The following is a 26,986-nucleotide window of genomic DNA, read 5'->3' on the forward strand; positions in this document are numbered from 1 at the left end:
GGGAGTCCCGGCGTTAAAGAATCGCTTCCTCTTGCGTTTGCAAAGGTGCGAGTACCCCTTCCAAATACGCTTTATTATGTAGAACGGATGGATGGTTCGGGCGATAGGCCCGGGCAACCTCGTTATGTTCATAAGCTTTCAGCCATTGGCCAAGCTTATCGTAACAAACACAAAGCTGCAGGTGAGGCAGCCAGGTGGAACAGGATGTATTTTGCAAGGACCATGCCTCATCCTGTTTGGGAGTATGCAGTGCCGTATTATACCAGTACGCCGCGGTTTCGTAAGCGCCAGATTGAAGATGATAATAACCAATTCGGCAGCAGTTCTCAGAGCGTGGACTCCCATATTGGAAGGAGCGAAGCGCAGATTCCATAGCAGACTCCTGATTGCCTAGAGCCGCGTAACAATCCGACAGCTTTCCGCATGCCGCAATATTATCCTCTACCCAGCCTTTTTTTGTATTAAGGAAAAGATTATAGAATTGGATAGCTTTCTCGTTATGACTGTGATCCTTCAACTCATTTGCATAATAATACAAATCCCTTGGACTAAATTCTTCCCCCTTGGCCAGCCGTTGCTCATAAATACGCAGATTTCGATCACTATCATGTCGTGTGCTGGCATGTGTAACGGCGATATCTGATACAAGCGAAACCCCATATACCTCTAAATACTCATGAACAGCACCTATCCAACGGAACTGACGGTCTCTTCGAACTAATCGATTGCGGCGAAGCCTGCTCGTTATCATTCCGTTCTCGTCCTGCGATAAATAATAGAACATCGAAACGGTATCTACCTCAGAGGAAAGGGTTGCTTTCAGCTCCAGCAGCTTGATCTGATCCAGCTCCAGAAAAATATCGTCCGCATCCAGCCACAAAATATATTCGGAAGTCGCTTTATCAAACGCAAAGTTACGCGCTGCAGCAAAATCATCTATCCATTCAAAGTCATATACGTTATCCGTATAAGAAGAAGCAATCGATCTGGTCTCATCCGTTGATCCCGTATCGACTACGATGATTTCGTCCGCAATTCCTTTTACTGAATCCAGGCAACGAGCGAGAACATCCTCTTCATTCCTCACAATAAGACAAAGACTAATACTTACCATAGCCGCCATACTCCTCCTTTAGAGTTATTCCACCAGCAATCGACGCCTTTCGATGGACTTGCCCTCTTTTTACTTCAGAGATAAAGAATATTACTAATTTATGGAACATAATTTTCATTATTCCATTATTCAGGTATGCCATGAGGTGAAAGGAAAGGAAGCTGCTCACCACTGCCAAGATCTATCGGCCTATCCCGCAGCATTGTTAATTTTAGAGGAGTGAATGAGGATGGCGAATGGTTCAATACCGATTACCGCTCTACAATTAAGTGCCTTACGAAATCTGCTCACTGACCTGTCGAACCTGCTACCAAATGTACTTGCAAACCCTACATCAAGTCGGGTTGCCCAGCTCAATACCATATTGACTGAGCTTCGGGCGCTGGTATTGGAAATTGACTTTACTGCGACGGAACAAGCGACATTGCTTGGCCTGTTCGAGAATCTGATTACACACGTTGAGGTGACGCCTTTCTCCCCGCTAGGCACCGTTATTCTTATCGAAGATTTGGTGAATTTACTCGGAGCTTACGGTCTTCTGTTTGCAATAGCGCCAACAGAAAAAGATGCCCTCATTGGTCAAATTCGTACGATCGCTCGTCAGCTTGCTATTGTTATACCTACGCTTAGCGCGGAAGGAGCAACAGGTCCCACTGGACCACCGGGACCTGCTGGACCGGTTGGATCGGTCGGACCAGCGGGAGCTGCGGGAGCCGCTGGAGCTGCTGGATCTGCTGGATCTGTTGGTGCGCAAGGCCCTACGGGAACGGCTGGAGCCGTTGGTGCGACAGGTTCTACGGGGGCAACTGGGGCAACTGGGGCAACTGGTGTAGGTTTGCTTGGCATTACGGTTTTTAATCCGGTTAACTCTCCTCTATATCCGCAAGGCCAAGTTGTCGCTTTTGACAGAAGCACTTACTTAGCGCTTGTAGCAGGACCTTCAGGAATTCCTGGGGCATCACCCGATTATATGGAACTCGCTGGAGGTGCGACTGGACCAACAGGTGCGACTGGCGCTGGCGATACTGGCGCGACGGGCGCTACCGGAGCTACTGGGCCGACGGGTGGCACTGGCGCTACTGGCTTGACTGGCGCCACGGGAGCTGGCGCTACTGGCACGACAGGAGCAACCGGAGCGACGGGCTCTACTGGAGGCACTGGTGCGACAGGCTTGACTGGGGCCACTGGTGCTGGCGCGACTGGCACGACAGGAGCAACTGGAGCGACGGGCGACTCTGGGGCTAATGGCGCGACGGGCGACACTGGGGCTACCGGAGTTACTGGGGCAACCGGAGTTACTGGGGCAACAGGTGACACTGGGGTTATCGGAGTTACTGGGGCGACGGGCGACACTGGCGCGACCGGAGCTACGGGGGCGACGGGCGACACTGGCGTGACCGGAGTTACTGGCGCGACCGGAGTTACTGGGGCGACAGGTGACACTGGCGCGACTGGAGTTACCGGGGCGACAGGTGACACTGGCGCGACTGGCGTTACCGGGGCGACAGGTGACACTGGCGCGACTGGCGTTACCGGGGCGACAGGTGACACTGGCGCGACTGGAGTTACTGGCGCGACCGGAGTTACTGGGGCGACAGGTGACACTGGCGCGACTGGCGTTACCGGGGCGACAGGTGACACTGGCGCGACTGGAGTTACCGGGGCGACAGGTGACACTGGCGCGACTGGAGTTACCGGGGCGACGGGCGACACTGGCGCGACTGGAGTTACCGGGGCGACGGGCGACGGCGCGACCGGGGCTACTGGGGCGACGGGCGACACTGGCGCGACCGGAGTTACCGGTGCCACGGGTGACACTGGCGCAACTGGAATTACCGGTGCCATGGGTGACACTGGCGCAACTGGAGTTACCGGGGCGACAGGCGACACTGGCGCGACCGGAGTTACTGGGGCGACAGGCGACACTGGCGCGACTGGCGTGACTGGCGCGACTGGCGTCACCGGGGCGACGGGCGACACTGGCGCGACTGGAGTGACCGGTGCGACAGGTGACACTGGCGCGACTGGCGTGACTGGCGCGACTGGAGTCACCGGGGCGACGGGCGACACTGGCGCGACTGGAGTTACCGGTGCCACGGGTGACACTGGCGCGACTGGAGTTACCGGGGCGACGGGCGACACTGGCGCGACTGGAGTTACCGGTGCGACAGGTGACACTGGCGCGACTGGAGTTACTGGGGCGACGGGCGACACTGGCGCGACCGGAGTTACCGGTGCCACGGGTGACACTGGCGCAACTGGAATTACCGGTGCCACGGGTGACACTGGCGCAACTGGAGTTACCGGTGCCACGGGCGACACTGGCGCGACTGGAGTTACTGGCGCAACAGGCGACACTGGCGCGACAGGAGTCACCGGGGCGACGGGCGACACTGGCGCGACTGGAGTTACCGGTGCGACGGGCGCGACAGGAGTCACCGGGGCGACGGGCGACACTGGCGCGACTGGAGTTACCGGTGCGACGGGCGACACTGGCGCGACTGGAGTTACCGGTGCGACAGGTGACACTGGCGCGACAGGTGACACTGGCGCAACAGGCGACACTGGCGCGACAGGTGACACTGGCGCGACTGGAGTTACCGGTGCCACGGGCGACACTGGCGCGACTGGAGTTACTGGGGCGACGGGCGACACTGGCGCGACTGGAGTTACTGGCGCAACAGGCGACACTGGCGCGACAGGAGTTACTGGCGCAACAGGCGACACTGGCGCGACTGGAGTCACCGGGGCGACGGGCGACACTGGCGCGACAGGTGACACTGGCGCGACAGGTGACACTGGCGCGACAGGTGACACTGGCGCGACAGGTGACACTGGCGCGACAGGTGACACTGGCGCAACAGGCGACACTGGCGCGACAGGTGACACTGGCGCTACCGGAGTCACCGGGGCGACGGGTGACACTGGCGCGACTGGAGCTACCGGTGCGACGGGCGACACTGGCGCGACTGGAGCAACTGGCGCGACCGGAGTCACCGGGGCGACGGGTGACACTGGCGCGACTGGAGCTACCGGTGCGACAGGTGACACTGGCGCGACTGGAGCTACTGGCGCTACCGGAGATACTGGTACGACGGGTGCTACGGGTGTCACTGGCGCTACGGGCGTTGCTGGTCTCACCGGAGCTACTGGTGCTGCCGGCGCTGGCGCCATACTTCCATTTGCTTCAGGGACACCAGCTGTACTAACAACCGTTCTTGGCGGATTGCTTAACACTTCCACTTTAATCGGATTCGGAAACAACGCTGCCGGAGTATCCATCGTCGGCGGAACGATTGATTTAACGGGAGCCGCAGGACTCCTCCTTAATATGGCCTTCTCAGCACCTCGCGCTGGAACGATAACATCACTAGCCGGTTACTTCAGCATAACTGCAGGATTATCACTTGTCGGCTCGACAGTAACACTAACTGCCCAACTCTTCCAATCGACAGCACCAAATAACACCTTTACAGCTGTTCCTGGCGCCCTTGTTACTTTGGCTCCCCCTTTATCAGGCACCCTTAGCTTAGGCGCCATTTCTTCAGGGCTTACAACTGGATTATCCATTCCTGTAGCTGCTGGCACCCGCTTGCTTCTCGTCTTCTCAGCAAGTGTTACTGCAGGTATTGACGTCGCAACAACTGTTGCCGGTTATGCTAGTGCTGGACTAACGATCGTTTAATCTCAACACTTCAATTGAACTACAACAAAAAAAGCACGGAGCAGATGCTCCGTGCTTTCCCTATTAGTTATTGTAAGGGTCAATCGTCTGGATTGTACCGTCTTCGTTATACTTAAGCTCAGTGAATTTCACACTGCGCTTATGATCCACGCCGCCGGACAGCGACGCATCATGGTAGAACAAGTACCATTTGTCTTGGAACTCCACAATGGAGTGATGAGTTGTCCAACCCAGAACAGGCGTCAGAATCGTTCCTTTATAGACAAACGGGCCTTGCGGAGTATCGCCAATCGCATAAACAAGCTTATGCGTCGAACCTGTAGAATAAGACAAATAGTATTTGCCGTTATATTTGTGCATCCAAGGACCTTCAAAATATCTGCGTTCTTCGTCGCCAGCCAGAAGCGGATTGCCTTCCTCATCAACGATAGAAATTTCAGTAGGCTTATTCTTGAAGGTAAGCATATCGTCGCTCAATTCTGCAACAAGAGGTCCAAGTGCAGGTCCATTCACATCCGGATCAGCAGCGTCAGCTACAAACTCGCCTGTTGTCCACTTCTCCAATTGTCCGCCCCAAAGTCCGCCGAAATAGATATATGCTTTGTTATCTTCATCCACGAGAACAGCCGGATCGATACTAAAGCTGCCTGGGATATAGTTTTCTTCTGCTTTGAAAGGTCCCGCAGGAGTGCTACTCGTCGCTACACCGATACGGAAGATTCCATCCTTGTCTCTAGCAGGGAAATACAAGTAATACGTATTGTTCTTGAAGGCCGCATCTGGCGCCCACATTTGCTTCGAAGCCCAAGGTACATCCTTCACATGAAGAGCTTCACCATGATCAACACATGGGGAATTTACATCGTCCATAGACAGGATGTGATAATCCTCCATTTGATATTGATCGCCGTTATCGTTCGTTGGGCCGTCATGATCCAGGTCATGGGAAGGATAGATATAAATTTTACCTTCAAATACATGCGCAGAAGGATCTGCTGTAAAAATATGCGTTACAATTGGTTCATTAGGTTTTGTCATGATCACGTTCTCCTTTTCGCGCATTACGAATTCCATTCTAATTTATCTTTTTCATTCTAATCCGAAATCGCTTGCCGTAAACTACATAAATTAAAGAATATAGCGTAGAAAATATAGTTTTGCCTATAAAAAAAGCCGCGCAATCTCATAGATACGCGGATTTTGTATATGTTTTACAATAAGAATCTATTTATTACCAACTTGAAGAACAATCCGTCCTCGACCATGGCCTTTTTCCGACTGCATATGTGCCTGCTGAGCCTCACTAAGAGGCAATACAGCTTGAACCACTGTTTGGACGATTCTCTTGTCCATCAGCTCAGCTATGTCGATTAAATCCTGCTTGGTTGCAATCGCTGAACGAAGAACACGAACACCTTCTTCTTGTCCCCGCTCAAGCGGCGGCTGACCTGCAATCGTTAAGAGAGCACCTCCCCGCTTCACAACAACCCAGGAACGTTCAAGCGTTTGTCCTCCGATCGTATCCAGGACAAAATCCACCTTCTCCTCAATCAGCTGCTCAAAAGACTCAGCCGTATAATCAATAGCCATATCTACACCGATGGAACCAATATATGCCATATTCGACGGTCCAGCCGTCCCGATTACATACGCACCTCGCGATTTGGCGAACTGTACAGCGAACAGCCCTACCCCTCCGGCAGCGCCATGAATAAGGACACGCTCACCCGGCTTCACATTTGCATTTTTAATGGCACACCATGCTGTTGTTGCTCCGCCCGATAAAGTCGCTGCTTCCTCAAAACTGATGGATACCGGCTTAAGTGCAATGGATTCTGCGGGAGCTGTCGTATACTCGGCATAGGTCCCGTTTGTACTTCTGCCAAATACCTCCTGCCCGACCTGCAAATCGTTCACATCCAGCCCTACCTCCTCAACAATACCTGCAAATGCTGTGCCTGGAATCACTGGGAACTTGACCGGCATCGGGAATAAGCCTTTACGAATCTTCCAGTCGATCGGAAGTACACCTGCGGCTACAATACGAATAAGAACCTCACCTGTTTGCGGTATTGGCCGAGGAGCCTGCTCCAGCCGCAGTACCTCCACTCCTCCATGCTCATGATAGCGGATCGCCTGCATCATTTGGGTCATCTTTGAACATCCTCCCTATTCGAAATATTTGAAGAAACATTAGGATTCGTGTAAAATCAAATTACAGAACTAACACATATTGTGTATACTCAGTGTTTTATCGATATAGCGAGTATAGTTATTTTGCTTGTTTAAAGTCAAGGAGGATTTATGCCTACATCCGAATCAGTACCTGCAGCAGGCCTTGTATTGGAAACATTGCTACGAACAACTCATCAGCTGCATCTTCAATTTGAATCACATCTAACAGATCTCGATATCCCGGACTATTTGTCAGGACCGCGGCTGCGCTTTCTCGTCTCTGTATCGGAGGCTGGACAAATCCGAATGAGTGAGATTGCTGCCAAGCTTGGTATTAAACCACGCACGGTTACCCAATTCGTGGATGCCCTTGAGCAAGAGAAGCTTATTGTGCGGATTCCGGATCCGGATGACCGCAGAGCGACTTTTATCAAGCTATCCGAGACTGCCCCGCCACTTATACAAAAAGCCAGACTCGCCATGAGCGAATCTGCGGATATAGTACTGGCTTCTTTATCGCCAGAAGAACGAGGTCAACTGCTGCGCTTGCTGCATCAAATAACCGAGCACAAAGAAAGGACTCTATAACGATGAGCTTTCAATATACGGATGATGATGTCCGGGTATTGTGCGGCAGATTTGCTTTTGAAGAAGGGGAATCAATCTGGCAGTCCGGCGGCGTAACCATTCTGCGTTATGATCCGGACAAACCCTTCTGTGAGGCGAATGTCAGAACGAATCGCGATCTAATCGTAACCGCAACGAGCAGCCGTGGTGAGATTATCGCTACGTGCACTTGTCCGGACTTTGACCCTGAAGACAAATATTGCGAGCATGTTGCTGCTATGCTGCTGCATCTATTGGAACTGCCAGAGCTGCCCGAAGAGGCTCTTAATCTCGCCCGCATATCTGCAAGCGACCAGCTGTTGTCTAACAGCATTCTAGACTTATTTAATAGCCATGATCGTGAACAGCCTTCGCTCATCAGCCGCACAAGATACGTTAGAGACACTCGAACTCCTGTTGAAGTTCAGTTTACTTGTGTGATCTTCACAAGCGGCTACCGGAATTACCGAATCGGGATAGAGCTTAGAATTGGTCTTGGCAGATTGTATGTCGTACCGGATATCCGGGCTTTTATCGAAGGAATGGCGCTGAATGTCACTCGGACATTCTCCAAGCATTTCACCTTTAACCCGGCAGAGCATTGTTTCAAGGCGGAAGATCATGCTGTGCTAAATGAACTTGCCCGGATCAGCAGGAATGAAGCGCTGTACCAGGAGGGCGCACAGCCATTACCTGGGCGAGCTCGCCTGAAAAATGCCGATCGAATGCTCATGATTCCGCCTGCAGATTGGCCAGCTCTGCTGCCGCTTCTTGCTGCATGCCCTTCCGTTCTGATTGATCAGGAGGGCACCATCACCGCCGGCTTGCAGATTAGTGATGAGACCACTCCTATCCAATTTGGATTTGGCGATCATGACGGGAATGGCTTTCAACTCGAGGTCGAAGGACTTGACCAGATTATTGTTTTGTCCGCCTACAATATGGTTCTTAGCAAAGGCCTGATCATCAAGTTGTCCCCGGATGCCTGTAAACGGCTAGCGGATCTCAAAAATATGCTGGATGCCTCCCGCAGGCAGCATGTCATCATTTCCTCGGAACAAATCGAACCGTTTATGGAGAAGGTTGTTCCCGAGCTGATGAAGATTGGGCAGGTTCAAGTTACTCGAAGTGTATCGGAGCGGATCGTGCAAACACCTCTGAAGGCTAAGCTGTATCTGGACCGTGTCCGGGAAAGACTTCTGGCCGAAGTAGAGTTCCAATACGGGGATATTAGAATCAATCCTCTGGCGGCAAACACTGATTATAAGAACACGGACCGGATTTTACTAAGAGACGGCGATCGTGAAAATCAGATCCTAGATATCATGGACCAAAGTGGTTTTGTTACAACCGAGCTTGGTTACTACATGCAGGATGAAGACAGCGAATTCGAGTTCCTGCGGCATACCATTCCAAAGCTTGAAAAATGGCTTCAGATCCATGCAACAACGGCAGTTAAGACAAGGATAGTTGTCCCTAACTCGCCTCCTAGCTTAAAAGTTGAAGTCGATGAACGAACAGACTGGCTGGAGTTCAAATTCGAATTGACGGGAATATCGGATAACGAAATCCGTAGTGTGCTGCGCTCTATTGTGGAGAAACGCCGCTTTCATCGCCTTCAGGATGGAGCTTTTCTGCCGCTGGAGGGCAAAGAATATGAAGCTATTACTAGGATTATTAATGAAACAGGCTTCTTGCGTTCGGAGCTCAATAACACCACGTTCCGCATCCCGCTTGCACGGGGACTACACCTTGCGGATATGGAAAATGACGGCCGAATTATACAGCTCGGCAAATCATTCCGTAAGCTGCTTGCCCATATCCGTAATCCGGATCATCTGGAGTTCGAGGTTCCTGCAAGCCTTCAACACGTGCTGAGGGATTACCAGAAATACGGTTTCCAATGGATGAAGACACTTGCTCATTACCGAATGGGCGGCATTCTGGCCGATGATATGGGACTTGGTAAAACCATTCAAAGCATTACTTTCCTGCTGTCCGTATTACCGGAGATTAGAAAATTCGATCAGCCAGCCATCATTGTTACGCCAGCTTCCCTGATGTACAACTGGTTAAGCGAGCTGAAGCGCTTCGCTCCGGAGATTTCGGTCATTATCGCAGATGGAACACGGCCGGAGAGAGCTGCCAAGCTGCGTTCGTTAAAAGGCGTCGATGTGGTTATCACTTCCTATCCCCTTTTGCGGCGGGATATTGATCTTTATGTCACACGCTTTTATCATACGGTCGTACTGGATGAAGCTCAGGCATTTAAGAACCATACGACTCAAACCGCACAAGCGGTAAAAGCTCTTCAAGCCAAACACCGTTTCGGATTAACCGGAACGCCGCTTGAGAATAAGGTGGAGGAGCTATGGTCGCTCTTTGGAGCCATTTTCCCGGAGCTGTTCCCTGCCCGAAAAGTATTTGCAGATATGCCAAGAGAAAGCATCTCCCGCCGTGTACGGCCCTTCCTGCTTCGACGCTTGAAGTCCGACGTGCTCAAGGAGCTGCCAGAGAAAATCGAAACCATGCAGGCCACCAATTTGCTGCCGGAGCAGAAAAAACTCTACGTCTCGTATTTGGCAAAGCTGCGGACGGAAACGGTCAAGCATCTGGACAATGATCGCAGCTTCCATCAGAACCGAATCAAAATATTGGCGGGCATTACTCGACTTCGCCAAATCTGCTGTCATCCTGCACTGTTCGTAACGGACTATGAAGGCAGCTCAGCCAAGTTCGAGCAGCTGTTCGAGATTGTGGAGGAATGCCGAAGTACTGGCAAACGGATGCTGATCTTCTCCCAATTCACACAGATGCTTGGTCTAATCAGCAAAGAGCTTGTCCGGCAAGGTATACCATACTTTTATCTCGACGGCAGTACAAAAGCTTCTGAGCGAGTGGAATTATGTAACCGATTTAATGATGGTGAGAGGGATATCTTCCTCGCTTCTCTGAAAGCAGGCGGCACGGGACTTAATCTGACTGGTGCGGATACGGTCGTCTTATACGATCTGTGGTGGAATCCAGCGGTTGAGCAGCAGGCGGCAGACCGGGCTCACCGGATTGGACAGACCAAGGTTGTCCAGGTTATCCGTCTTGCTGCTCATGGCACGGTTGAAGATAAGATGTACCAGCTTCAGCAGCGGAAGAAAAATATGATAGACGACATCATTCAGCCTGGTGAAGAGCAGCTATCTTCACTTACCGAATCTGATATTCGGGAGATTCTCGCGATAGGCGCCAATGAACGGGATTTATAAAAGAATCGAAGAAGCCTCCAAGTTCACTTTACTTGGAGGCTTCTTTTGGCATGATGGCTTGCATACCAGCGTAAGTTATAAGGTCAGATCGTTATAAATTCCGACATGAGGGGGAGATTGGGATGCTTAAGGAAGAAGTTTGCAGGTATGAACAGCATAGTCATTTCCCCTATTTCATAAGCAGCAATGAGGGTAAAGAAACAATTGTTATGCTGCATGCTGCCTTTGCGGACTATACCTTGTTCCAGGAACAAGTCTCTTTTTTGCAAGACAGCTATCAGCTTATCCTTATTAATCTGCCTGGGCACGGGGCTGGAGCTTCTGTCAAATCCAAGGTTACGATAAAAGATATACCTGCTGTCATCAGCCGTATTTTGGTGGACAACCGGATCGAAGCCTGTCATCTCCTTGGTGTATCGCTTGGCTCGCTGATCGCACAAGCCTTTGCAGATCGCTATCCGGAGCAAACACAATCCGTTATCGTTGTCGGAGGTTATTCCATACATAAAGCAAATAAGCGGATCAAAAAAGAGCAGCAAGCTGAAGCGCTCAAATGGATTGGCTACATCCTATTCTCCATGACAAAGTTCAAACAGTATGTTCTTCGCGTATCCTGTTCAACAGAACGAGGACGTACATTATTCGAGCAAGGGATCCGGCACTTCAAGCGGCGGTCATTCGAGACAATGAGCGGTATGGGCTCCTTCTTTACCGATCGATGGAAACCCATGCCGTATCCGATGCTCCTAATTGTGGGTGAGCATGACCGAGAACTGATTCATGAAGCCTTAAGTTTACTTCACCAGTTGGAGCCGTGTTCACAGCTTGTAACGATCCCGGGAGCAGGTCATTGTGCAAATGCAGACGCACCGGAAGCTTTTAACCAAGTTATTGCCGATTATTTATCTACAATCACACTTTCACCATCGGCTGGAATCAGAACCTGATCCATCAATCCCTCAGTTTGCAATGCACGAGAGAGATCCTCTCTTGTCACCAAGCAGTGATTAATAGTATCCATATGAACCGCGATAACTTTGGAATAAGGCGCATAGCTGCAGACGCGAATAACATCTTCAACATTCATCGTAATCGGATCCCCTACAGCAAATTGTGCACCACCAGCGTTGACGATCACCACATCCGGCTGGAAGGCGTCCAGCGCCTGCCTTACCTCATCGCACCAGATCGTGTCACCTGCGATATAAAGGGTCGGATGTCCTTCTGCTTGAAGGACAAATCCGGACACCTTCCCCATTTTTTGTCCGATCTCACCTGTACCATGCTGGCCGCTTGTTCTTGAAATTGTGATGCCTTTATATATTGCCGACTGGTCAATCTCTGTAACAGAAGAAAAACGCTGGTCTGTTATACTGTGAGCATCACCAGGCTGACAAAATATGACCGTCGACTTAGGCAGTGCTTCTGCTGCAGCAGTGTCCCAATGATCTTGATGAAGATGTGTGACGAGAACAGCATCCGGCTTCACCAGCTCTTCCTTAGGGAGTGGCAGCGGAACAAGCGGATTGCGCCTCTCATTCGTCGAGTTGTTGATTGGCGGATTCACTCCAGCTTCACTAAACATGGGATCCACGAGCAACCGTACTCCTGCGTATTCCAGCCATAAGGTGGCATGTCGAATCAATTGAATGTTCATATTTGTAAAACCTCTCTTCCCTTTACGTCTACCTTAATTATAAAATAAGGTTCATCTAGCATGAATAACCTCATGAAACAAAATGGCCTCGATTATTTTCACAATGAAAGGATTTCCTATTACATGTCAAATCAATACGGAATCGATGATGTTGATATTCAGATCTTAGATAGCTTAATTGCAGATGCCAGCCAGTCTCATAAAGCAATCGGAGAACATGTTCATTTGACCGGCCAGGCCGTTGGTGCTCGTGTTCGGAAACTCCAGGATCTGGGCATTATTGAAGGCACAACCGTTCGTTGGAATCCTAACAAAATCGGCCTGACCGTCCATGCTTTTGTTACCGTCTTTATGAAATCCAGCACCGCCCATCAAACCTTCCAGGCCTTCGCTCAGCAAAGCAGTCATGTAATAGAAACCCATCGGGTCAGCGGAGAGGGCTGCTATTGGATGCGGGTTCGTGTAGGCTCACAGCTGGAGCTGAATGATTTTCTAGATGAGTTATTAACGTTCGGGAACTACAAGCTTAGCTTGTCTATTGGACAGGTAAAATAAAAATTGGAGGTTGTACATAATGAGTACAAGCATTGAAGAACGATTAAGAGATTTAGGAATTATCCTTCCAGAAGCCAGTGATCCAGCCGCTAATTACACAAATTGTGTTATGACGGGTTCACTACTGTTTGTAGCTGGTAAAGGTCCATCAGGGAAACCAAAAGGAAAGCTGGGACAAGCCTATTCCACAGAGGAAGGTTATCAATTTGCCCGAAGCGCGGGGATTGAAATTCTCGCTGTTGTGAAACAGGCTTTAGGCAGCTTGGATCGAGTAGCTCGAGTGGTTAAACTGCAAGGGTTTGTTAATGCGGATCCTGCATTCGAACAACATCACCTCGTACTGAATGGCTGTTCCGATCTCATGCGGGAAGTATTCGGGGATAGCGGCATTCACAGCCGCTCCGTCATGGGAGCTAATTCCTTACGAGACAATCTGCCTCTTGTTATTGATTCGATATTTGAGATTAAACCATGATGATGTGCAGCATCGTTTAGCACAGTAAAAAGCTCATTCCACCTATCATTCAGGTGAAATGAGCTTCTTTATTTAATCAAGCACGGTCTTGTAACGGTCCGGCTTATAGCCTGCTTTTTCCGCCATTATTAGGGTCAAGTCTTTGCCCTGCTCACGTAAATCATCCATGTAGAGGTCCGCCTCAATTCGGCCTCTGGACATAATAAGCGCCCGGTCAATGACCGTTTCGATCTCGTCGAGGTGATGAGTCACGATCAGGATTGTCTCATCGCCCTTCAGGTTGCCAATCATCAGCTTCAGGAAGTCCCGCCGGGTGAACATGTCTTTTCCAAGGAACGGCTCATCCATCAGTATATATTTAGCACCCTTCGCCATACCCGCGCTAATCTCCAGCTTCGATTTCTGCCCTCGCGAGAACGTCCGAATTCTCTTGTTTGGTTCAAGCTCGTAAAATTTCAGCAGCTTATTATAGTACACAAGATCAAAGTTTGGATAAAAAGCCGCTAAGAAATCGGCATATTGGAGAGGAGTCAGTTTTGGAATGTAGCTGCCCTCTTCCGTTATAAAAGCAAGCTGATCATACTGCTGCTGCACCGGCCTGCCGTTAAGGAGAATTTCACGGTACTTCACTTCGCCGAGGCCCATTATAGCCTTGAGCAAGGTTGTTTTCCCGCTTCCGTTCTCGCCTAGTACGCCAACAATCTCTCCACTTGGAATCGTTAGATCCCTGACATGCAGGATAGGCCGCGATTGTCCAATCGATTTCTCCACATACTTTAGTTCGAGCATGTGCTACTCCTCCTCTCTTGCCTGCAGCTTCAGATGGTCGAACATACGGTAATCATCCGAATTTGTATCAAATAGCTGGCCATCTGCAAGGTTAAGCGTATTAATGCTGTCATCATTCAGATCAGACACAATCTCACCTTCATATAACAGCAGGTTCTCCTTGTACACCCTGATAAACAAATGAATCGGAAGGTAGCTGTCTGCATAATATTGGTCATCCGGTCTTGGCTCCGTTGACGTATAAACAAAGTAAAGCTGACCACCCTGATATAACATCGCCATCCGGCTGCGGAAAGTATCATGACCATTGTAATCATAATCTAAATTTGTCTTGTCAATTAACTGCATACCGTTGCTGAAATCAATCGTCCATACTGATTTATGAGCACGGATGTTAAAGTCGCTGACGGAATTCTTCTGAAAAACCAGATTCAAAATCTGATCATTAGCGTAGGCTTCATATTGGCCGGAATATTGGATATCCGTTTGATCTAGCACGATATTACCGAGCAGCTTCCCGCTATCTGGATCGTAGCCCCGCACGATAGGATGCCCATTCTCCATAAGAATAAGGGCCAGCTTATCCCCCACTACCTCAAGCCCCCACACTTCAAGAGAACCACCATCTTTATTCTGGTCAAGACTGTATTCAGCAACAGTCCGGGTCGTTCCGTCTTCTTCAAAGGAAGGCTCATAAATGCCGTTTGTCCCTGTAGTTTCAGCCGATGTTGGTACAGTAAAATACACATGATCGCCAATCTTGGCAAGTCCACGCTCTAATGAATTGGAGTAAATATTTTCGCTTTGAAACACTAGTCCTGTATTGATGAAAGAGGATTTCCTGCCACCAATATAACTTACAGAGTAGGTATATCCGCCTTCAACCTGATAATCAAGTCCGTCCATTCTTTTTTTCCATCCTTGGATGTACTTATAATGATCCGTGATAAGAGCAGGAGGATCATTCACCTCTGTATGCTTGTTTAATTGGCTATTCGATATTTCAAATCTTGTACTTGCATACTGATCACTGATATCTCCTGAGATCATAATCGGATCGATCGCTGAACGGTCTCCTAAATGATCCTTCAAATATAAAGTTCCCGCATTCACATGTGTATAATTAAGTCCAGCGACGACTCCAATCAGCAATAGAGCTGCCAGGAAACAAGGTATGGCCAGATGGCGGGACAGCTTCTTTACTTTATCCGTCATTATAAAAGTCTCCCCCTTACTTCATCGATTGCACAACGATATGATCGAACTCTCTGTTGTACGCAGGGTCATAAGTGAAGGAGTCCCGATTATAATTAAGGAATTTTATAAGATCATCATTCTGATCGGTTACAAGCTCTCCTTCATAGAGAAGCTTATGCGTTTCGTAAACTTGAATAATGAGCTTCTTGGGCTGGTAGGGATCGAACACTACCTGATCATCCGTCTTCCCTTCCAGTTCCAAATTGCTATAAATAACATAGAGCTTGCCATTTAGATAACGGATGGACTGCATATTATGTTTATCGGTTTCTCTGAGATCTTTATAGTTGATATCCGTTTCATCCAACAGTTTCACTCCGTCTGAAAAATCAAAGCTCCAAATGGTTTTATGAACTAGTCCCTGGTCATAACCGCTCATTAACGCGATACTCAATCGATTGTTTTGCACGTCAGAATAAGCTTCATACGATTCATTAAACGTTCTCTTAGATTCAGCCAAATAAGAATTAGAAACGGTAAAATCATCAGCCGCCGCTTCACCTAAGAGCTCCCCGCTCTTGCTGTCATAGCTTCGAATGACTAGCTTCTGGTCCTCCTCTAGGATAAGAGCTAGCTTGTCGTCAACTGCTTCGAGTCCAAGAACCTGAATTTCGGAAGGTGCCTGCTCCTTATTCTTATCCAAGCTGAAAGTGACAAGCGCTTCCGACGGAGGCGTCTCACCTAGATTGCTTCTGGCATCTATGAAATTCAATTTATAAATGCCGCTTATTCCAACATAATGATTCGTTGAAGGCACTACAAAAAAAGGTTGATCGCCTATCTTTGCAAGTCCGTATTCAAGCCTATTTGTATAAGTACTAGTGTTATCCTGTTTGAGTTGGCCCGTATCATCATATTCTGTAATATTAGGCATAACGGATGCCGTCCAATAGGAATTAGAATCTTTAGGATCCCTTACCGCGATGGAAGACGGCTGGTATATGAGATCATACCGGAGATTCCCTTTTAATTTATCAAGGGTAAGATTGTTGTACCAGACTTCACGAGGTGGATCGTAAACCTCTGTATGCGTTACAACATGGATATTATTTCCTGTCAGATGAAACAACGTTTTATGAAACCCATCCCCCAGCTCCCCGCTAATTGTCACATCCGCTAGTGCCGAACGCTCTCCTTGATGATCCTTTAAATAAAATGTTCCTTTATCCCGGTCCGCATTTACTTGCATGAATTGGGATCCGATAAGAAGCAGCGCAATTATGAGCGCCGGAAGCGCCAAGTGCCTTGCTGATTTCTTCCATAACGCCTGCATCAGGAGATAACTCCTTTCCGGATTAGCCGTATGCTATGCCACACGAAGAAGCCGCTCATTACTAAAAGAATAGTGCTGTACGTATAAAGCTTGCCTATTGTCCATTCCATAGAAGGCGCGGAGAGCTGAGCATTCACAATATGCCGTATGATTAAGCCAGCAGCAAATACGAAGATAATAAACCAATGGTTTCTGCTGCGCTCACAGAGGAACGCGTAATATAAGCCGATAGCCCCTGTGAGAAATACGCTGATCGACGCGAACCATCCGCTAATGCTCCAAGGTAATATCAGCTTCAGGAAGTTCGAGCGGATAAAAGCTAGGAACAACCCATTGTGCATCACGAACTTGCCGCCACCGTAACTGCCAATATGATCAACAACAGCGGAATACCCCCATCTAATTGCAACCAGATGAGCCGCAAGAAGAAGCAGCAAGCCTATGATAAAAGACAGCAGATTACTCCAGTAATATGCTTCTCGTCTCACCGGCAGCGTTAAATACGTATAAATACTTTTGCTTCCCCAATACGCGTTGTACTGCTTCACAAGAAAATAAATGCAGAACGCAGCAATAAATCCGTATAACGCCGTCTTGCAGCCGGACGAATAATACAAACTTTCAAACCGCGGATGCATCGAATTCTCATTCCAATGTTCAACCTCAGATTGCAGCAACATATAGGGTGTCAGCAGCATCCCTGCCGTCAAAATCAATAAAACAGGCAGCATCGACGCAAATTGAATATTCAGAAGCCGGTAAAATCCTTTCACTTTCCTGCACCTCCTGTATTAATCGACTAATACAATGAATGTATAAAAAGCTTATTCCCAAAGCTCGCTAATTAGCTCCACCGTTTTCTTAAACGAAAGATTTGCTTCCTTAGCTTGAGCGATAAACTCCGCCACCATTTCTTTTGTAAGCTCTGACTCAATTCGGCCATAGATCTCATCTTCCAAATAAATGACGCTTCCTAATGTACTGCTCGTTCGAACATAACCTTCATCCTCCATTAGCTTGAATGCTTTCTGGACTGTATTCGGATTAATGTTCAACTGCATGGCAATATCCCTCCTTGAAGGAAGCTTATCGCCCGACACCGCCCATTTGAGCAAAATACGCCTCTTTACATACAAGGCAATCTGCACGTAGACCGGCATTTTATTATTTAATTGTAAATCCTGAAAAGTCAGCAACTCCATCACCTGCCTCATGCTATGACTGTATTATGGCAGTAATACAAGAAGACCGCAAGAGGCAATTGGGAAAAATCCTCTGTTATAAAGTGTTTGCAAGACATAGAGGTTTTGTTACTATTAAACTAAAACAGACAAAGGAAAATATCACTATGTCTTCTACTTCTCTGGAAACCGTTGCTTATCGTGAAATACGTGAACGAATTATGCGTGCGGAATATATGCCCGGCTCCATGTTGTCCGAGAATGAGCTTGCTGGACTTCTCGGCATGAGCAGGACGCCTATCCGCGCAGCCATCTCCTTGTTAGAACGGGAAGGACTAGTTGGATCTTTCCGAGGGCGCGGAGTTATGGTGAAGGAAGTGTCCGCTCATGATTTCAGCGGAATGTATGAAGTACTCGTCTCGATGCAGCTGTTCGTACTGGATACCGCTGTGAAACGCCAGCTTAACTTCGATCTGGAAACACTAAGCCAATACCTCGAACAGCAGCAGGCGGCTATGGAGAAAAGTGATTTCTACAGTTACTATAACAGCACCCTGCTCTTCACTGAGACTATCCTTCGGACCATTCATAATGAGAGTATGCTGCAAATTATGGAGCTTTACCGCGGCAGATATGTATTCCATACCGTCTCTTACCGCAAAAAATATCCACAATACCAACCAAGCCGATCTGTTCAAACGAACCGCCGGATTTATGAGGCGATTAAGATCGGTGACATCACCGCAGCAAAAGCTGCCGTCACCGAGCAATATTCGGATGTCCATGAGCAGTTTATTCTTGGTGGATTATTGAAATAACCTCCTCATAATGATCAAACCGGAAGCCAAATGGCCTCCGGTTTTTTTGAGTTGTATTTACAAATACTTAAGCTCGCTATTACACACAACTTACATACAAGTTGCATACTTAACTTGAAGTTAAGAGGACGACAAAGGAGATTAGATAAATGACAACTAACATTCAAGAATCTCAAAAGAATAGAGTAGTTAAGCTGGATGGCGCCTATAACATGCGTGATCTTGGCGGTTATGAAACAAAAGACGGACAAGTGACAAAGTGGAGACGATTTTTCCGAGCCGATGGTCTTCACAAGCTGACGGAAGCCGACCAACGTTATGTTCTGGACCAACAGGTAAAGTTGATCGTCGACCTGCGTCATACCCAAGAGCTGGAGAATGATCCTAACGTGTTCGCAGCTTCCGAAAAAGTTGCTTACCATCATGTCAGCCTTATCAATTCTGCTACACCAGACGTCCTGCATGTGCAAAGCTTGGGTGAGCTCTATGTAGACATGCTGGATAAATCTCAACCTCAACTCCGAGAGGTGTTTGAGCATCTTACAAACGAAATTGAAGCTGTTTCACTCTTCCATTGTACCGCAGGCAAAGATCGGACCGGTGTTGTCTCCGCCCTGCTTCTTGATACCGCTCAAGTTCCTCACGAAACGATCATTAACGACTATAGCCTGACAGCAGAGTGTCTCGCACCGATGGTCGACGAAATGCGTCTGAAGCATCTTGGTAGCGCAGATGCCGCAGCGATTGAGATGTTCGAACGCTTCATGGGCAGCGCCCCGGATAATATGGTCATGATGCTCGAGCATCTGTACAACCGTTATGGTTCAGCAGAAAAGTATTTGCTTACGATTGGCCTAACAGAAGAGCAAGTAGCGGTATTGAAGCGTAAACTGCTTAACTAAGCAGGGCTGAAAGATAAAAGCCTGCACCGGACTTGGTGCAGGCTTGCTTTTTGGACTTTACGCTTTGTTGCCCCCTTGTACTATGTTGTATTCTGTACAGTAAAATATGACTGATTCAAAACAGTCTTAGGCTATGTTGTATTTTCTACAGCCTATTTCATCAGTTTGAACTACTAGTGTTCAAAGCGGCGGATTATACTGTACGTAATACAACATAGCGCTAGTTGCATGGTTGAGATTCCTCATTATGCTGGATGGAATCCAATCTGTGCTTAGTACACAAGAACCGCTCAACCCCAGGATATAGCTCCCCAAGACTCTCAATATGAAAACCGCAAGTGCGATAAAATCCTACGGCATCTTTATCCGTCTCCGCTTTCAAAGTTGTCAGCTCATACAACGACATCACTTCATCGAGTAAAGCACGGCCAATGCCCTTTCCTCGCATCTCTTCTCTTACTGCGATATGTGAAATAATGGTCTCCTCAGGTTTGATCAGAAGACCAATAATCGCAGCAATACGGCTGCCATCATCGTAAGCATATAACACCCGGTTAGCATCCGATTTATATAGTTGAACGATCCCGTTCATTTTCTCTTCTGTAGGGTTATATACACATTGTGCGATAACGGAGACAACTTGTTCTGAAAATCCCTCTACCTGTCTAAGTCGAAGCATCTATTTCACCTCTACTTCATTTCACCTTTTATGGGGCTGCTGGGCAGATTAAGTGTTAATTCATTTTCCGAATCCTCTTCATTCCACAGAACGCTCACAGTTGTTTCATTAAGAAATTGTTTGAGATCTGCTTCGTTTGCAAAGGTGTATGTCGTGTAATACTCATGCGATTCGTTTTTCTTGAGAATACCGTTCGTATTCCCCTCACTTCCCGAGCTATGTACATATTTTATCGGAAGCGGTTCATTAACACTAATCTTAATAGACTCAGCGATTTGTTCTCCTTTATTAGTTATCTCTAAAAACACTCGGATCATAACCGGATTCTTTAATGAATCACTGACGTGATCTATTTCATTGATACTTTGCTTATCTCTAATAATTTCGTAATTAAGTGAAGTAAACAGACTAACACGATCATCCCTTTGATCTTTAAATGAAGTAACATCCGTCTGATTGCTGCTGCAGCCTGTTAATAGCGATAGCAATAATAGAACGCTAATTAAAATCTCTCTCACGATAATACCCTCTTTGTTAATAAATATGGTATTTATTTCAATTATGCAGATGCCTCAGCAAAAAGAAAAGCAAAAAATAACTATAATCCTGTCTCACTGCCTCCGTTTTAGGAGAAAAGCATTAATCCTATTAAATATATTTGATAGATATTACCTAAACTGGTTCCTTCTTTTGAACTGTGCCTATATACTTGAGTTGTGAGTAATTTCATAATTTTCTCAAAATTAATCTTATGCTTACGATGCAAGAATTTCCAAAAGCAGAAATTCTTTTAGCTCATGCTTACGAAGTAAGAATTGCCAAGAGCGCAATTCTTTTAAGCTCATGCTTACGATGCAAGAATTTCCAAAAGCAGAAATTCTTTTAGGAGGGTACAGATGGAAAGAACCTTTTCGATTTCCCGCTATCCTGATGTAAAGGCAGTGACGAGCCAGCTCGATCAGCTCATCTCTAAGCCTATTTATTCAATCAAACCCGAAGCATTAAAGCACTACGAAAAGGATTATTTTGAAGCCAAATGTGCGAAATCGAAGGACATGATTGACGTTGCCAAGGAGATTATTCCCGGCGGCGTGCAGCATAATTTAGCGTTTAATCATCCGTTCCCACTCGTATTTACAAAGGCCGAAGGTGCCTACCTCTATGATCTTGACGGCAATCGTTATTATGATTTTCTGCAGGCAGGCGGCCCAACGGTACTGGGAAGCAACCCGCCCGAAGTACGTGAGAAAGTCATCGAACTTCTTAATGATTGTGGTCCCTCCACCGGACTATTCCATGAATATGAATATAAATTAGGAAAAAAAATTGCCGACAGCATCGATAGCGTCGAGATGTTCCGTATGCTAGGTTCCGGCACGGAAGCTTGCATGGCGGCCATTCGTGTAGCACGCCTCGCTACTAAGAAGAAAAAGATTATTAAAATGGGCGGCGCTTATCACGGCTGGAGCGACCAGCTTGCTTACGGGATCCGGATTCCCGGCTCCAAATGGACCCAGGCGCATGGCGTTCCTCGCTACATCTTTAAGCATACGCAGGAGTTTTTCCCAAATGATCTTAACGACCTGGAAAGAAAGCTTCGCTTCAACCAGCTTCGCGGTGGAACAGCAGCCGTGCTGATCGAACCGGTTGGCCCGGAAAGCGGCACAAGACCGGTTGATCTGGATTTCAATAAAGGTGTAGAAAAGTTATGCCGCAAATACGGCGCTCTTCTTATTTTCGATGAAGTGGTTACCGCTTTCCGAATTGGCATGTCCGGTGCCCAAGGCTATTATGGCGTTTCGCCGGATCTTACGATCTTTGGTAAAGTTGTTGCCGGTGGATATCCGGGAGCCGGTGGTCTTGGCGGCAAGAAGGAATATATGAAATATTTGTCCGCAGGTATTGAAGCCGGCAGCAAGTATAAGAAAGCACTTGTTGGAGGTACGATGGCTGCCAATCCACTGAGCTGCGTGGCCGGTTATTATACGCTTTGCGAGATTGAGCGGACAAATGCCATCCAAAGATCAGGCGAAATGGCCGACCGGCTGACGACAGGACTGCAAGCCTTGATCAGCAAATACAAGCTGCCGTTTGTCGCCTTTAACCAAGGGTCAATCTGTCACCTCGAAACGGTAGGTACAATGCATTTTTCCATCAACTGGTCGAAGCCTTGGCAAATTCCAAAGGTGCTTTCCGAGACATCTAAACGAAAAAAAGAAATGGAGCATATGGGCGCGGCTTATATGGCCGAAGGCCTTGTAACCCTGGCAGGCAGCCGGCTGTACACAAGCGGCGCGTATACGGAAGAAATGATTGATGATGTACTGGTCCGCTTCGAAAATATTTTCAAAAATGTAGCCTTGATTTAAGGAGTAAGGAGACGACTATGACCGCTGTCCAAGAAGCCAAGCAACGCGTCATTCAAGCAGGAATTAAGCTGATGGAAACAGGATTGATCGCCCGTACATGGGGCAACGTCAGCCATCGCATCGATGGCGGGCAGTTCGTCATTACACCAAGCGGCCGGGATTACAGATCTCTTAAGCCAGAAGATATTGTGACCGTTCAAATCGCTGACTGCAGCTACAGCGGCAGCATCAAGCCCTCCTCCGAGAAAGGCGTTCATGCCGAGGTGTATAAACGTTTTCCAGATGTTAATTTCGTCATTCATACTCATCAAGAATACGCTTCCGTTATCAGTGCCTGCGATGTGGATGCAATCCTTATTGAAGAAGGGCTGCTTGCAGGGAAAGTCCAATGCGGAGCCTATGCACTCCCAAGTACAAAGAAGCTTCAGCGTAACGTTGCCAAGGCGCTTACTCACTCCGTGAACCAGGCGGTTATTATGAAAAATCACGGTGCGGTCTGTTACGGCGCTGACGATCAAGAAGCTTTCGAAGTGGCACTAGAGCTGGATCAAGCTTGCCGACAATATATCGATGATACTTACAAAAGCTTAAGTGGTGAGCCAGAAGCAAATGCTGCCCAATTAAGCTGCTTTGCCCTTGGACTTGGTCAATCTGCTAACTTGCAATCGAAGTCATCAGCAGACAATCAGCTCTATCATAGTCGTCGATTGGAAGACGGTTTCATTCTCTTCGATGACTCCGGTTCCGAGATTCAGGTCCGTTACGATGAGCTGGACGGCACAATGCCTGAGGAGGCATGGGTCTATCAGCAAATCTATCGAGCACATAAGCACATTCATCATATCCACTGGAGCGGAAGTCCGGAGGTTATCGCCTTTTCCCAAACGGCACAGCCTTTAAAGCCGCTGCTGGATGACTTTGCTCAGCTCATTGGAACTTCAGCGAGAAGTGTTGAGCTCTCTCCTGCAGAGGCTGCTGCTGCTTTGAAGAGATCGTCGGCTGTCTTAATCCGCGGTATGGGAGCATTATGCTGCGGCAGCACTCATGACGATGCCCTAGCGACACTCATGGTCCTTGAGAAAAACTGCAAAGCCCATATCGGAGCTAAGCTGCTTGGTCATGTGAAGCCTATTCATTACTTGGAAAGCCTCTTAATGCGATTCGTTTATTTGAAGAAATATTCGAAGCAAGCTTCAATAACCTCCTAATAAGAATTATCACACAAATTCTGGCTATTTGTGATGATTCTTACAACGTAAGCAATCGCTAAGAAAGGTGGAATTTATATTAAAAGAATCGATCATTCACACATGAAATGGATCATTCTTTTATCGATCGTACCGATCATCGTATCAACCGAAATGATGTGGCTCTCGCTCGCGCCAATTTCAAGTCTTGCAGAAGATTTCTACGGAGTAGGCAGCATGTCAATCACTTTATGCTCCATGAGCTTTATGATTATGTTCATTCTGTTCTCTTTGCCCGCTTCCTGGGTCATTGATAAATGGGGCTACAAAGCCTCTTTGTTAATCGGTGCAGGTATAACAGCCGTGTTCGGAACGCTTCGCGCTCTTTTCGCAGATGATTTCACACTCGTTCTAATCATGCAGTTTATTCTGGCAATCGGTCAGCCTTTTCTTCTCAATATAGCGACTAAGGTAGCCTCCGACTGGTTCCCGCTTAAAGACCGGTCAACGGCGGCAGGTATTCTGACGTTAGCCCAATATATTGGATTTATTGTTCCAATGGCCATAGCACCTGCGATTGCAGAATCATCCGGCATCCCCACACTCTTCAAGTGGTTTGCCAGCTTCGCGATCATAGCCGCCTGTTTGGCTGCTGCCTTTGTAAATTTGAAACCTCCTGCTTCCCTCACCAATGACTCTCCTGCTAAGCAAGAGGTTTTACGATTCGAATCGATTCGACTTCTTGTAACGAACAAAAGCTACGTCCTTATTCTATTAATCAGCTTTATCTCCATTGGCATATTCAACACCATACTAACGCTTCTTGAAACGATTCTTATCCCACGTGGATTTACATCCGAAGAAGCCGGCTTTGTTGGAGCCGCTTTCATCGTTGCCGGTATCATAGGGGCTGTTATTCTCCCTATTCTATCGGATCGATACCGGATCCGAGTACCATTCTTTGTTTCCGCTATCGCCATACTGATTCCCTCCTATGTTGGTCTTACCTTCGTCGATCAGCCTATTCTGGTGTCCATCATCGCCGGAATTGCAGGCTTTATGATTATGGGTGTAGCACCAATTTTGTTCCAGCATGGATCGGAGGTTGCTTATCCCGTCCAGGAAGGAACATCTCTTGGCATGATTTTATTAATGGGGCAGGTATCCGGCATCGCCTTTGTCTACTTATTCGAAGTGCTTAATGATGCTTTGGGCACGATTGTCTGGCCGATGCTTCTGTTTGTGCTTTTAACCATCATCATGCTTCCTATTACCTTCCGGATTAAGGAATCTACCTTACCGGTTCCCACCACAGATATAGGAAACAATCAGCCTATGTAAAGGCAGGTGCAAGCTATGGGTACTTATGTACTCACTTATGATGTAGGAACTTCTGGTGTCAAAACCTGTCTCTATCATCTTACGGATTCGATTACACTTGTCGCGAGCGCTTTGTTTAGCTACGAGCTCTCTATTCTGGATAATGGGGGCGCTGAGCAGGATCCGGCCGACTGGTGGAACGCCATGCAGCATACGACCAAGCAAGTTCTTCAGGACAGCCTTATTCCAGCTGAGCAGATTGGAGGTATCTCCTTCTGCGCTCAGATGCAAGGGATGATCCTCGTTGATCGTGAAGGTCAGCCCATTCGCAAAGCGATGAGTTATATGGATACCCGTGCAGCCAAAGAGCATCGAGAAGGTATTATGCACGGCATGAAGATAGCAGGCGTTAACGTCTTTAAGCTTGCCAAGTCGCTTGCAATTACACGCGCTGTCCCGGCTAGTGTGAAGGACCCCGTCTGGAAGTATACCTGGGTAAAGCGTAATGAACCAGAGTTGTTCCGCAAGGTGTACAAGTGGCTGGATGTAAAGGAGTATCTCCTCTATAAATGCACGGGAGAATTCGTTATGACGGAAGATAGTGCCTATGCAACCTTGTTATATGATTCGAGAAATGGAAGGAAGACGTTCAGTAAGCAAATGTGTAAAATGTTTGGCGTCGAGATCAATCATTTCCCAAGGGTCATAAAGTCTACGGAACAGGTTGGAAATTTGTCCACACAAGCCGCTGCTGAACTTGGACTCTCGGTAGGGACACCGGTATTTGGTGGAGGCGGGGATGCTGCGCTGATTGGCGTTGGAGCTGGCGCTGTAGCTGAAGGCGACACCCATATCTACCTTGGCACCTCGGGCTGGGTATCCACTGTCGTCAACAAGCAGTTAATTGATACAACCAATATGATTGCATCAATCGTAGGAGCCATCCCTGACCGTTATCATTATTTCTGTGAGCTTGAGACAGCAGGCAAATGTTTGGAGTGGGTCAAGAATCATCTTGCCTTGGATGAGATCGGAATCTATCTGGAGAAAAAACAAATCTCCGAAACCCAGGAGACAATGTACCGGAGCTTGTATGACTACATGATGCACGCGATCAAAGACGTACCTGCCGGAAGTAACGGCGTCATTTTCACACCATGGCTGCATGGGAATCGCTGCCCGTTTGAGGATTCGAACGCTCGGGGACTATTTTTCAACATCAGCATTGATACAGGTAAGACCGAGCTGATTCATGCGGTGCTCGAAGGAATCTGTTACCATCTTAGATGGCAGCTGGAATCACAGGATCGGAAAATCAAGACATCCCAGACGATCCGTTTTGTTGGAGGCGGCGCATTAGCTCCTCTCACCTGCCAGATTCTTGCCGATATTCTCGGACGAGAAATTGAAACGGTGGACAGCCCGCAAAATGCTGGCGCCATAGGTGCAGCTCTTGTCGCAGCTGTTGGACTAGGTATGATCCCAAGTATACATGAAGCCAAAAGCTTGGTGACTGTCCAAGCAACTTACAAGCCAAACCCACGGAATAAAGCTACCTATGACATCTATTTCGAAGTATTCAAGTCCCTCTACAGCAGGAACAAGAAAGCATTTGGCATCCTAAATAATCTCAGCAGCCGTCCGGATGTTTTTCATGCTTCTCTGTGATACAATACTGGAATTG

The 26,986-nt window shown here is 47.8% G+C and carries 23 protein-coding genes; 12 read left to right on the forward strand and 11 right to left on the reverse strand.

Annotated features, from left to right (window positions below; genetic code table 11):
• Window positions 1–13 precede the first annotated feature (13 nt).
• The gene (locus tag AC0YNT_RS13340; RefSeq protein ID WP_475805029.1) at window positions 14–1,114 is read right to left on the reverse strand and encodes a tetratricopeptide repeat-containing glycosyltransferase family 2 protein; all 1,101 of its coding nucleotides are present in this window, start codon (window positions 1,112–1,114) and stop codon (window positions 14–16) included.
• A gap of 229 nt (window positions 1,115–1,343) precedes the next feature.
• Here AC0YNT_RS13340 and AC0YNT_RS13345 point away from each other — a divergent pair, with 229 nt between their 5' ends.
• Window positions 1,344–4,799 (forward strand): collagen-like repeat preface domain-containing protein, encoded by a 3,456-nt coding sequence (locus AC0YNT_RS13345; protein ID WP_475805030.1) that lies wholly within the window; start codon window positions 1,344–1,346, stop codon window positions 4,797–4,799.
• Window positions 4,800–4,862: 63 nt separating this feature from the next.
• Here the strand turns inward: AC0YNT_RS13345 and AC0YNT_RS13350 are convergent, their stop codons facing one another.
• Both AC0YNT_RS13350 and AC0YNT_RS13355 read right to left on the reverse strand, forming a co-directional pair.
• Complete coding sequence (locus tag AC0YNT_RS13350) at window positions 4,863–5,837, reverse strand: glycoside hydrolase family 43 protein (RefSeq protein WP_475805031.1); 975 nt, start codon at window positions 5,835–5,837, stop codon at window positions 4,863–4,865.
• Window positions 5,838–6,023: 186 nt separating this feature from the next.
• Window positions 6,024–6,953: an NADP-dependent oxidoreductase gene (locus tag AC0YNT_RS13355; protein WP_475805032.1), complete on the reverse strand. Its 930-nt coding sequence runs from the start codon at window positions 6,951–6,953 to the stop codon at window positions 6,024–6,026.
• Between the two features lie 150 nt (window positions 6,954–7,103).
• Here AC0YNT_RS13355 and AC0YNT_RS13360 point away from each other — a divergent pair, with 150 nt between their 5' ends.
• The 3 genes from AC0YNT_RS13360 (at window position 7,104) to AC0YNT_RS13370 (ending at window position 11,787) form a co-directional block, all read left to right on the forward strand.
• Window positions 7,104–7,562 (forward strand): MarR family winged helix-turn-helix transcriptional regulator, encoded by a 459-nt coding sequence (locus AC0YNT_RS13360; RefSeq protein WP_475805033.1) that lies wholly within the window; start codon window positions 7,104–7,106, stop codon window positions 7,560–7,562.
• A 2-nt stretch (window positions 7,563–7,564) separates the two neighbouring features.
• The gene (locus tag AC0YNT_RS13365) at window positions 7,565–10,840 is read left to right on the forward strand and encodes a DEAD/DEAH box helicase (protein WP_475805034.1); all 3,276 of its coding nucleotides are present in this window, start codon (window positions 7,565–7,567) and stop codon (window positions 10,838–10,840) included.
• 122 nt (window positions 10,841–10,962) lie between these two features.
• On the forward strand, window positions 10,963–11,787 hold the full coding sequence (locus tag AC0YNT_RS13370) for an alpha/beta fold hydrolase (RefSeq protein WP_475805035.1): 825 nt from the start codon (window positions 10,963–10,965) through the stop codon (window positions 11,785–11,787).
• On the opposite strand, the gene AC0YNT_RS13375 is transcribed toward AC0YNT_RS13370, so the two are convergent.
• On the reverse strand, window positions 11,739–12,497 hold the full coding sequence (locus AC0YNT_RS13375; RefSeq protein ID WP_475805036.1) for an MBL fold metallo-hydrolase: 759 nt from the start codon (window positions 12,495–12,497) through the stop codon (window positions 11,739–11,741). The genes AC0YNT_RS13370 and AC0YNT_RS13375 overlap by 49 nt on opposite strands.
• Before the next feature lie 123 nt (window positions 12,498–12,620).
• Between AC0YNT_RS13375 and AC0YNT_RS13380 the strand changes: the two genes are divergently transcribed.
• Both AC0YNT_RS13380 and AC0YNT_RS13385 read left to right on the forward strand, forming a co-directional pair.
• Window positions 12,621–13,052, forward strand: coding sequence for an Lrp/AsnC family transcriptional regulator (locus AC0YNT_RS13380; RefSeq protein ID WP_475805037.1), 432 nt, complete (start codon window positions 12,621–12,623; stop codon window positions 13,050–13,052).
• 19 nt (window positions 13,053–13,071) lie between these two features.
• Window positions 13,072–13,527, forward strand: coding sequence for a RidA family protein (locus AC0YNT_RS13385; RefSeq protein WP_475805038.1), 456 nt, complete (start codon window positions 13,072–13,074; stop codon window positions 13,525–13,527).
• 72 nt (window positions 13,528–13,599) lie between these two features.
• Here the strand turns inward: AC0YNT_RS13385 and AC0YNT_RS13390 are convergent, their stop codons facing one another.
• Genes AC0YNT_RS13390 through AC0YNT_RS13410 form a run of 5 tightly spaced genes read right to left on the reverse strand, consistent with a single transcriptional unit; the run spans window position 13,600 to window position 18,048 of the window.
• The gene (locus AC0YNT_RS13390; RefSeq protein WP_475805039.1) at window positions 13,600–14,316 is read right to left on the reverse strand and encodes an ATP-binding cassette domain-containing protein; all 717 of its coding nucleotides are present in this window, start codon (window positions 14,314–14,316) and stop codon (window positions 13,600–13,602) included.
• A gap of 3 nt (window positions 14,317–14,319) precedes the next feature.
• On the reverse strand, window positions 14,320–15,531 hold the full coding sequence (locus AC0YNT_RS13395; RefSeq protein WP_475805040.1) for a hypothetical protein: 1,212 nt from the start codon (window positions 15,529–15,531) through the stop codon (window positions 14,320–14,322).
• A gap of 16 nt (window positions 15,532–15,547) precedes the next feature.
• On the reverse strand, window positions 15,548–16,846 hold the full coding sequence (locus AC0YNT_RS13400; RefSeq protein ID WP_475805041.1) for a hypothetical protein: 1,299 nt from the start codon (window positions 16,844–16,846) through the stop codon (window positions 15,548–15,550).
• A complete protein-coding gene (locus tag AC0YNT_RS13405; RefSeq protein ID WP_475805042.1) occupies window positions 16,846–17,619 on the reverse strand; it encodes a hypothetical protein in 774 nt (257 codons plus the stop codon). The genes AC0YNT_RS13400 and AC0YNT_RS13405 overlap by 1 nt, the downstream gene beginning before the upstream one ends.
• Before the next feature lie 51 nt (window positions 17,620–17,670).
• Window positions 17,671–18,048, reverse strand: coding sequence for a GntR family transcriptional regulator (locus tag AC0YNT_RS13410; RefSeq protein ID WP_475805043.1), 378 nt, complete (start codon window positions 18,046–18,048; stop codon window positions 17,671–17,673).
• A gap of 146 nt (window positions 18,049–18,194) precedes the next feature.
• Here AC0YNT_RS13410 and AC0YNT_RS13415 point away from each other — a divergent pair, with 146 nt between their 5' ends.
• Both AC0YNT_RS13415 and AC0YNT_RS13420 read left to right on the forward strand, forming a co-directional pair.
• Complete coding sequence (locus tag AC0YNT_RS13415; RefSeq protein WP_475805044.1) at window positions 18,195–18,845, forward strand: GntR family transcriptional regulator; 651 nt, start codon at window positions 18,195–18,197, stop codon at window positions 18,843–18,845.
• A 149-nt stretch (window positions 18,846–18,994) separates the two neighbouring features.
• Window positions 18,995–19,747: a tyrosine-protein phosphatase gene (locus tag AC0YNT_RS13420; RefSeq protein ID WP_475805045.1), complete on the forward strand. Its 753-nt coding sequence runs from the start codon at window positions 18,995–18,997 to the stop codon at window positions 19,745–19,747.
• A gap of 220 nt (window positions 19,748–19,967) precedes the next feature.
• Here AC0YNT_RS13420 and AC0YNT_RS13425 read toward each other — a convergent pair whose 3' ends face one another.
• Both AC0YNT_RS13425 and AC0YNT_RS13430 read right to left on the reverse strand, forming a co-directional pair.
• Window positions 19,968–20,426 (reverse strand): GNAT family N-acetyltransferase, encoded by a 459-nt coding sequence (locus AC0YNT_RS13425; protein WP_475805046.1) that lies wholly within the window; start codon window positions 20,424–20,426, stop codon window positions 19,968–19,970.
• Window positions 20,427–20,437: 11 nt separating this feature from the next.
• Window positions 20,438–20,944 carry a hypothetical protein gene (locus tag AC0YNT_RS13430; protein ID WP_475805047.1) on the reverse strand — a complete coding sequence of 169 codons (507 nt, stop codon included), beginning with the start codon at window positions 20,942–20,944 and terminating at the stop codon, window positions 20,438–20,440.
• 378 nt (window positions 20,945–21,322) lie between these two features.
• Here AC0YNT_RS13430 and AC0YNT_RS13435 point away from each other — a divergent pair, with 378 nt between their 5' ends.
• From AC0YNT_RS13435 to AC0YNT_RS13450, 4 genes are all read left to right on the forward strand, one after another.
• Window positions 21,323–22,795, forward strand: a complete 1,473-nt coding sequence (locus AC0YNT_RS13435; RefSeq protein ID WP_475805048.1) for an aspartate aminotransferase family protein — start codon at window positions 21,323–21,325, stop codon at window positions 22,793–22,795.
• A 17-nt stretch (window positions 22,796–22,812) separates the two neighbouring features.
• Window positions 22,813–24,003, forward strand: coding sequence for a class II aldolase/adducin family protein (locus AC0YNT_RS13440; protein ID WP_475805049.1), 1,191 nt, complete (start codon window positions 22,813–22,815; stop codon window positions 24,001–24,003).
• Window positions 24,004–24,105: 102 nt separating this feature from the next.
• The gene (locus AC0YNT_RS13445; protein ID WP_475805050.1) at window positions 24,106–25,323 is read left to right on the forward strand and encodes an MFS transporter; all 1,218 of its coding nucleotides are present in this window, start codon (window positions 24,106–24,108) and stop codon (window positions 25,321–25,323) included.
• Window positions 25,324–25,338: 15 nt separating this feature from the next.
• Entirely contained in the window at window positions 25,339–26,970 is a 1,632-nt protein-coding gene (locus AC0YNT_RS13450; protein WP_475805051.1) for a xylulokinase, read from the forward strand.
• The last annotated feature ends 16 nt before the right edge of the window (window positions 26,971–26,986 follow it).

The organism is Paenibacillus sp. J22R56 (assembly GCF_056269375.1).

What these genes read in the sequence shown, in the direction of transcription:
- AC0YNT_RS13340 (WP_475805029.1), bottom strand. Translation starts at nt 1,114, where the DNA reads ATGGTAAGTATTAGTCTTTGTCTTATTGTGAGGAATGAAGAGGATGTT.
- AC0YNT_RS13345 (WP_475805030.1), top strand. Translation starts at nt 1,344, where the DNA reads ATGGCGAATGGTTCAATACCGATTACCGCTCTACAATTAAGTGCCTTA.
- AC0YNT_RS13350 (WP_475805031.1), bottom strand. Translation starts at nt 5,837, where the DNA reads ATGACAAAACCTAATGAACCAATTGTAACGCATATTTTTACAGCAGAT.
- AC0YNT_RS13355 (WP_475805032.1), bottom strand. Translation starts at nt 6,953, where the DNA reads ATGACCCAAATGATGCAGGCGATCCGCTATCATGAGCATGGAGGAGTG.
- AC0YNT_RS13360 (WP_475805033.1), top strand. Translation starts at nt 7,104, where the DNA reads ATGCCTACATCCGAATCAGTACCTGCAGCAGGCCTTGTATTGGAAACA.
- AC0YNT_RS13365 (WP_475805034.1), top strand. Translation starts at nt 7,565, where the DNA reads ATGAGCTTTCAATATACGGATGATGATGTCCGGGTATTGTGCGGCAGA.
- AC0YNT_RS13370 (WP_475805035.1), top strand. Translation starts at nt 10,963, where the DNA reads ATGCTTAAGGAAGAAGTTTGCAGGTATGAACAGCATAGTCATTTCCCC.
- AC0YNT_RS13375 (WP_475805036.1), bottom strand. Translation starts at nt 12,497, where the DNA reads ATGAACATTCAATTGATTCGACATGCCACCTTATGGCTGGAATACGCA.
- AC0YNT_RS13380 (WP_475805037.1), top strand. Translation starts at nt 12,621, where the DNA reads ATGTCAAATCAATACGGAATCGATGATGTTGATATTCAGATCTTAGAT.
- AC0YNT_RS13385 (WP_475805038.1), top strand. Translation starts at nt 13,072, where the DNA reads ATGAGTACAAGCATTGAAGAACGATTAAGAGATTTAGGAATTATCCTT.
- AC0YNT_RS13390 (WP_475805039.1), bottom strand. Translation starts at nt 14,316, where the DNA reads ATGCTCGAACTAAAGTATGTGGAGAAATCGATTGGACAATCGCGGCCT.
- AC0YNT_RS13395 (WP_475805040.1), bottom strand. Translation starts at nt 15,531, where the DNA reads ATGACGGATAAAGTAAAGAAGCTGTCCCGCCATCTGGCCATACCTTGT.
- AC0YNT_RS13400 (WP_475805041.1), bottom strand. Translation starts at nt 16,846, where the DNA reads ATGCAGGCGTTATGGAAGAAATCAGCAAGGCACTTGGCGCTTCCGGCG.
- AC0YNT_RS13410 (WP_475805043.1), bottom strand. Translation starts at nt 18,048, where the DNA reads ATGGAGTTGCTGACTTTTCAGGATTTACAATTAAATAATAAAATGCCG.
- AC0YNT_RS13415 (WP_475805044.1), top strand. Translation starts at nt 18,195, where the DNA reads ATGTCTTCTACTTCTCTGGAAACCGTTGCTTATCGTGAAATACGTGAA.
- AC0YNT_RS13420 (WP_475805045.1), top strand. Translation starts at nt 18,995, where the DNA reads ATGACAACTAACATTCAAGAATCTCAAAAGAATAGAGTAGTTAAGCTG.
- AC0YNT_RS13425 (WP_475805046.1), bottom strand. Translation starts at nt 20,426, where the DNA reads ATGCTTCGACTTAGACAGGTAGAGGGATTTTCAGAACAAGTTGTCTCC.
- AC0YNT_RS13435 (WP_475805048.1), top strand. Translation starts at nt 21,323, where the DNA reads ATGGAAAGAACCTTTTCGATTTCCCGCTATCCTGATGTAAAGGCAGTG.
- AC0YNT_RS13440 (WP_475805049.1), top strand. Translation starts at nt 22,813, where the DNA reads ATGACCGCTGTCCAAGAAGCCAAGCAACGCGTCATTCAAGCAGGAATT.
- AC0YNT_RS13445 (WP_475805050.1), top strand. Translation starts at nt 24,106, where the DNA reads ATGAAATGGATCATTCTTTTATCGATCGTACCGATCATCGTATCAACC.
- AC0YNT_RS13450 (WP_475805051.1), top strand. Translation starts at nt 25,339, where the DNA reads ATGGGTACTTATGTACTCACTTATGATGTAGGAACTTCTGGTGTCAAA.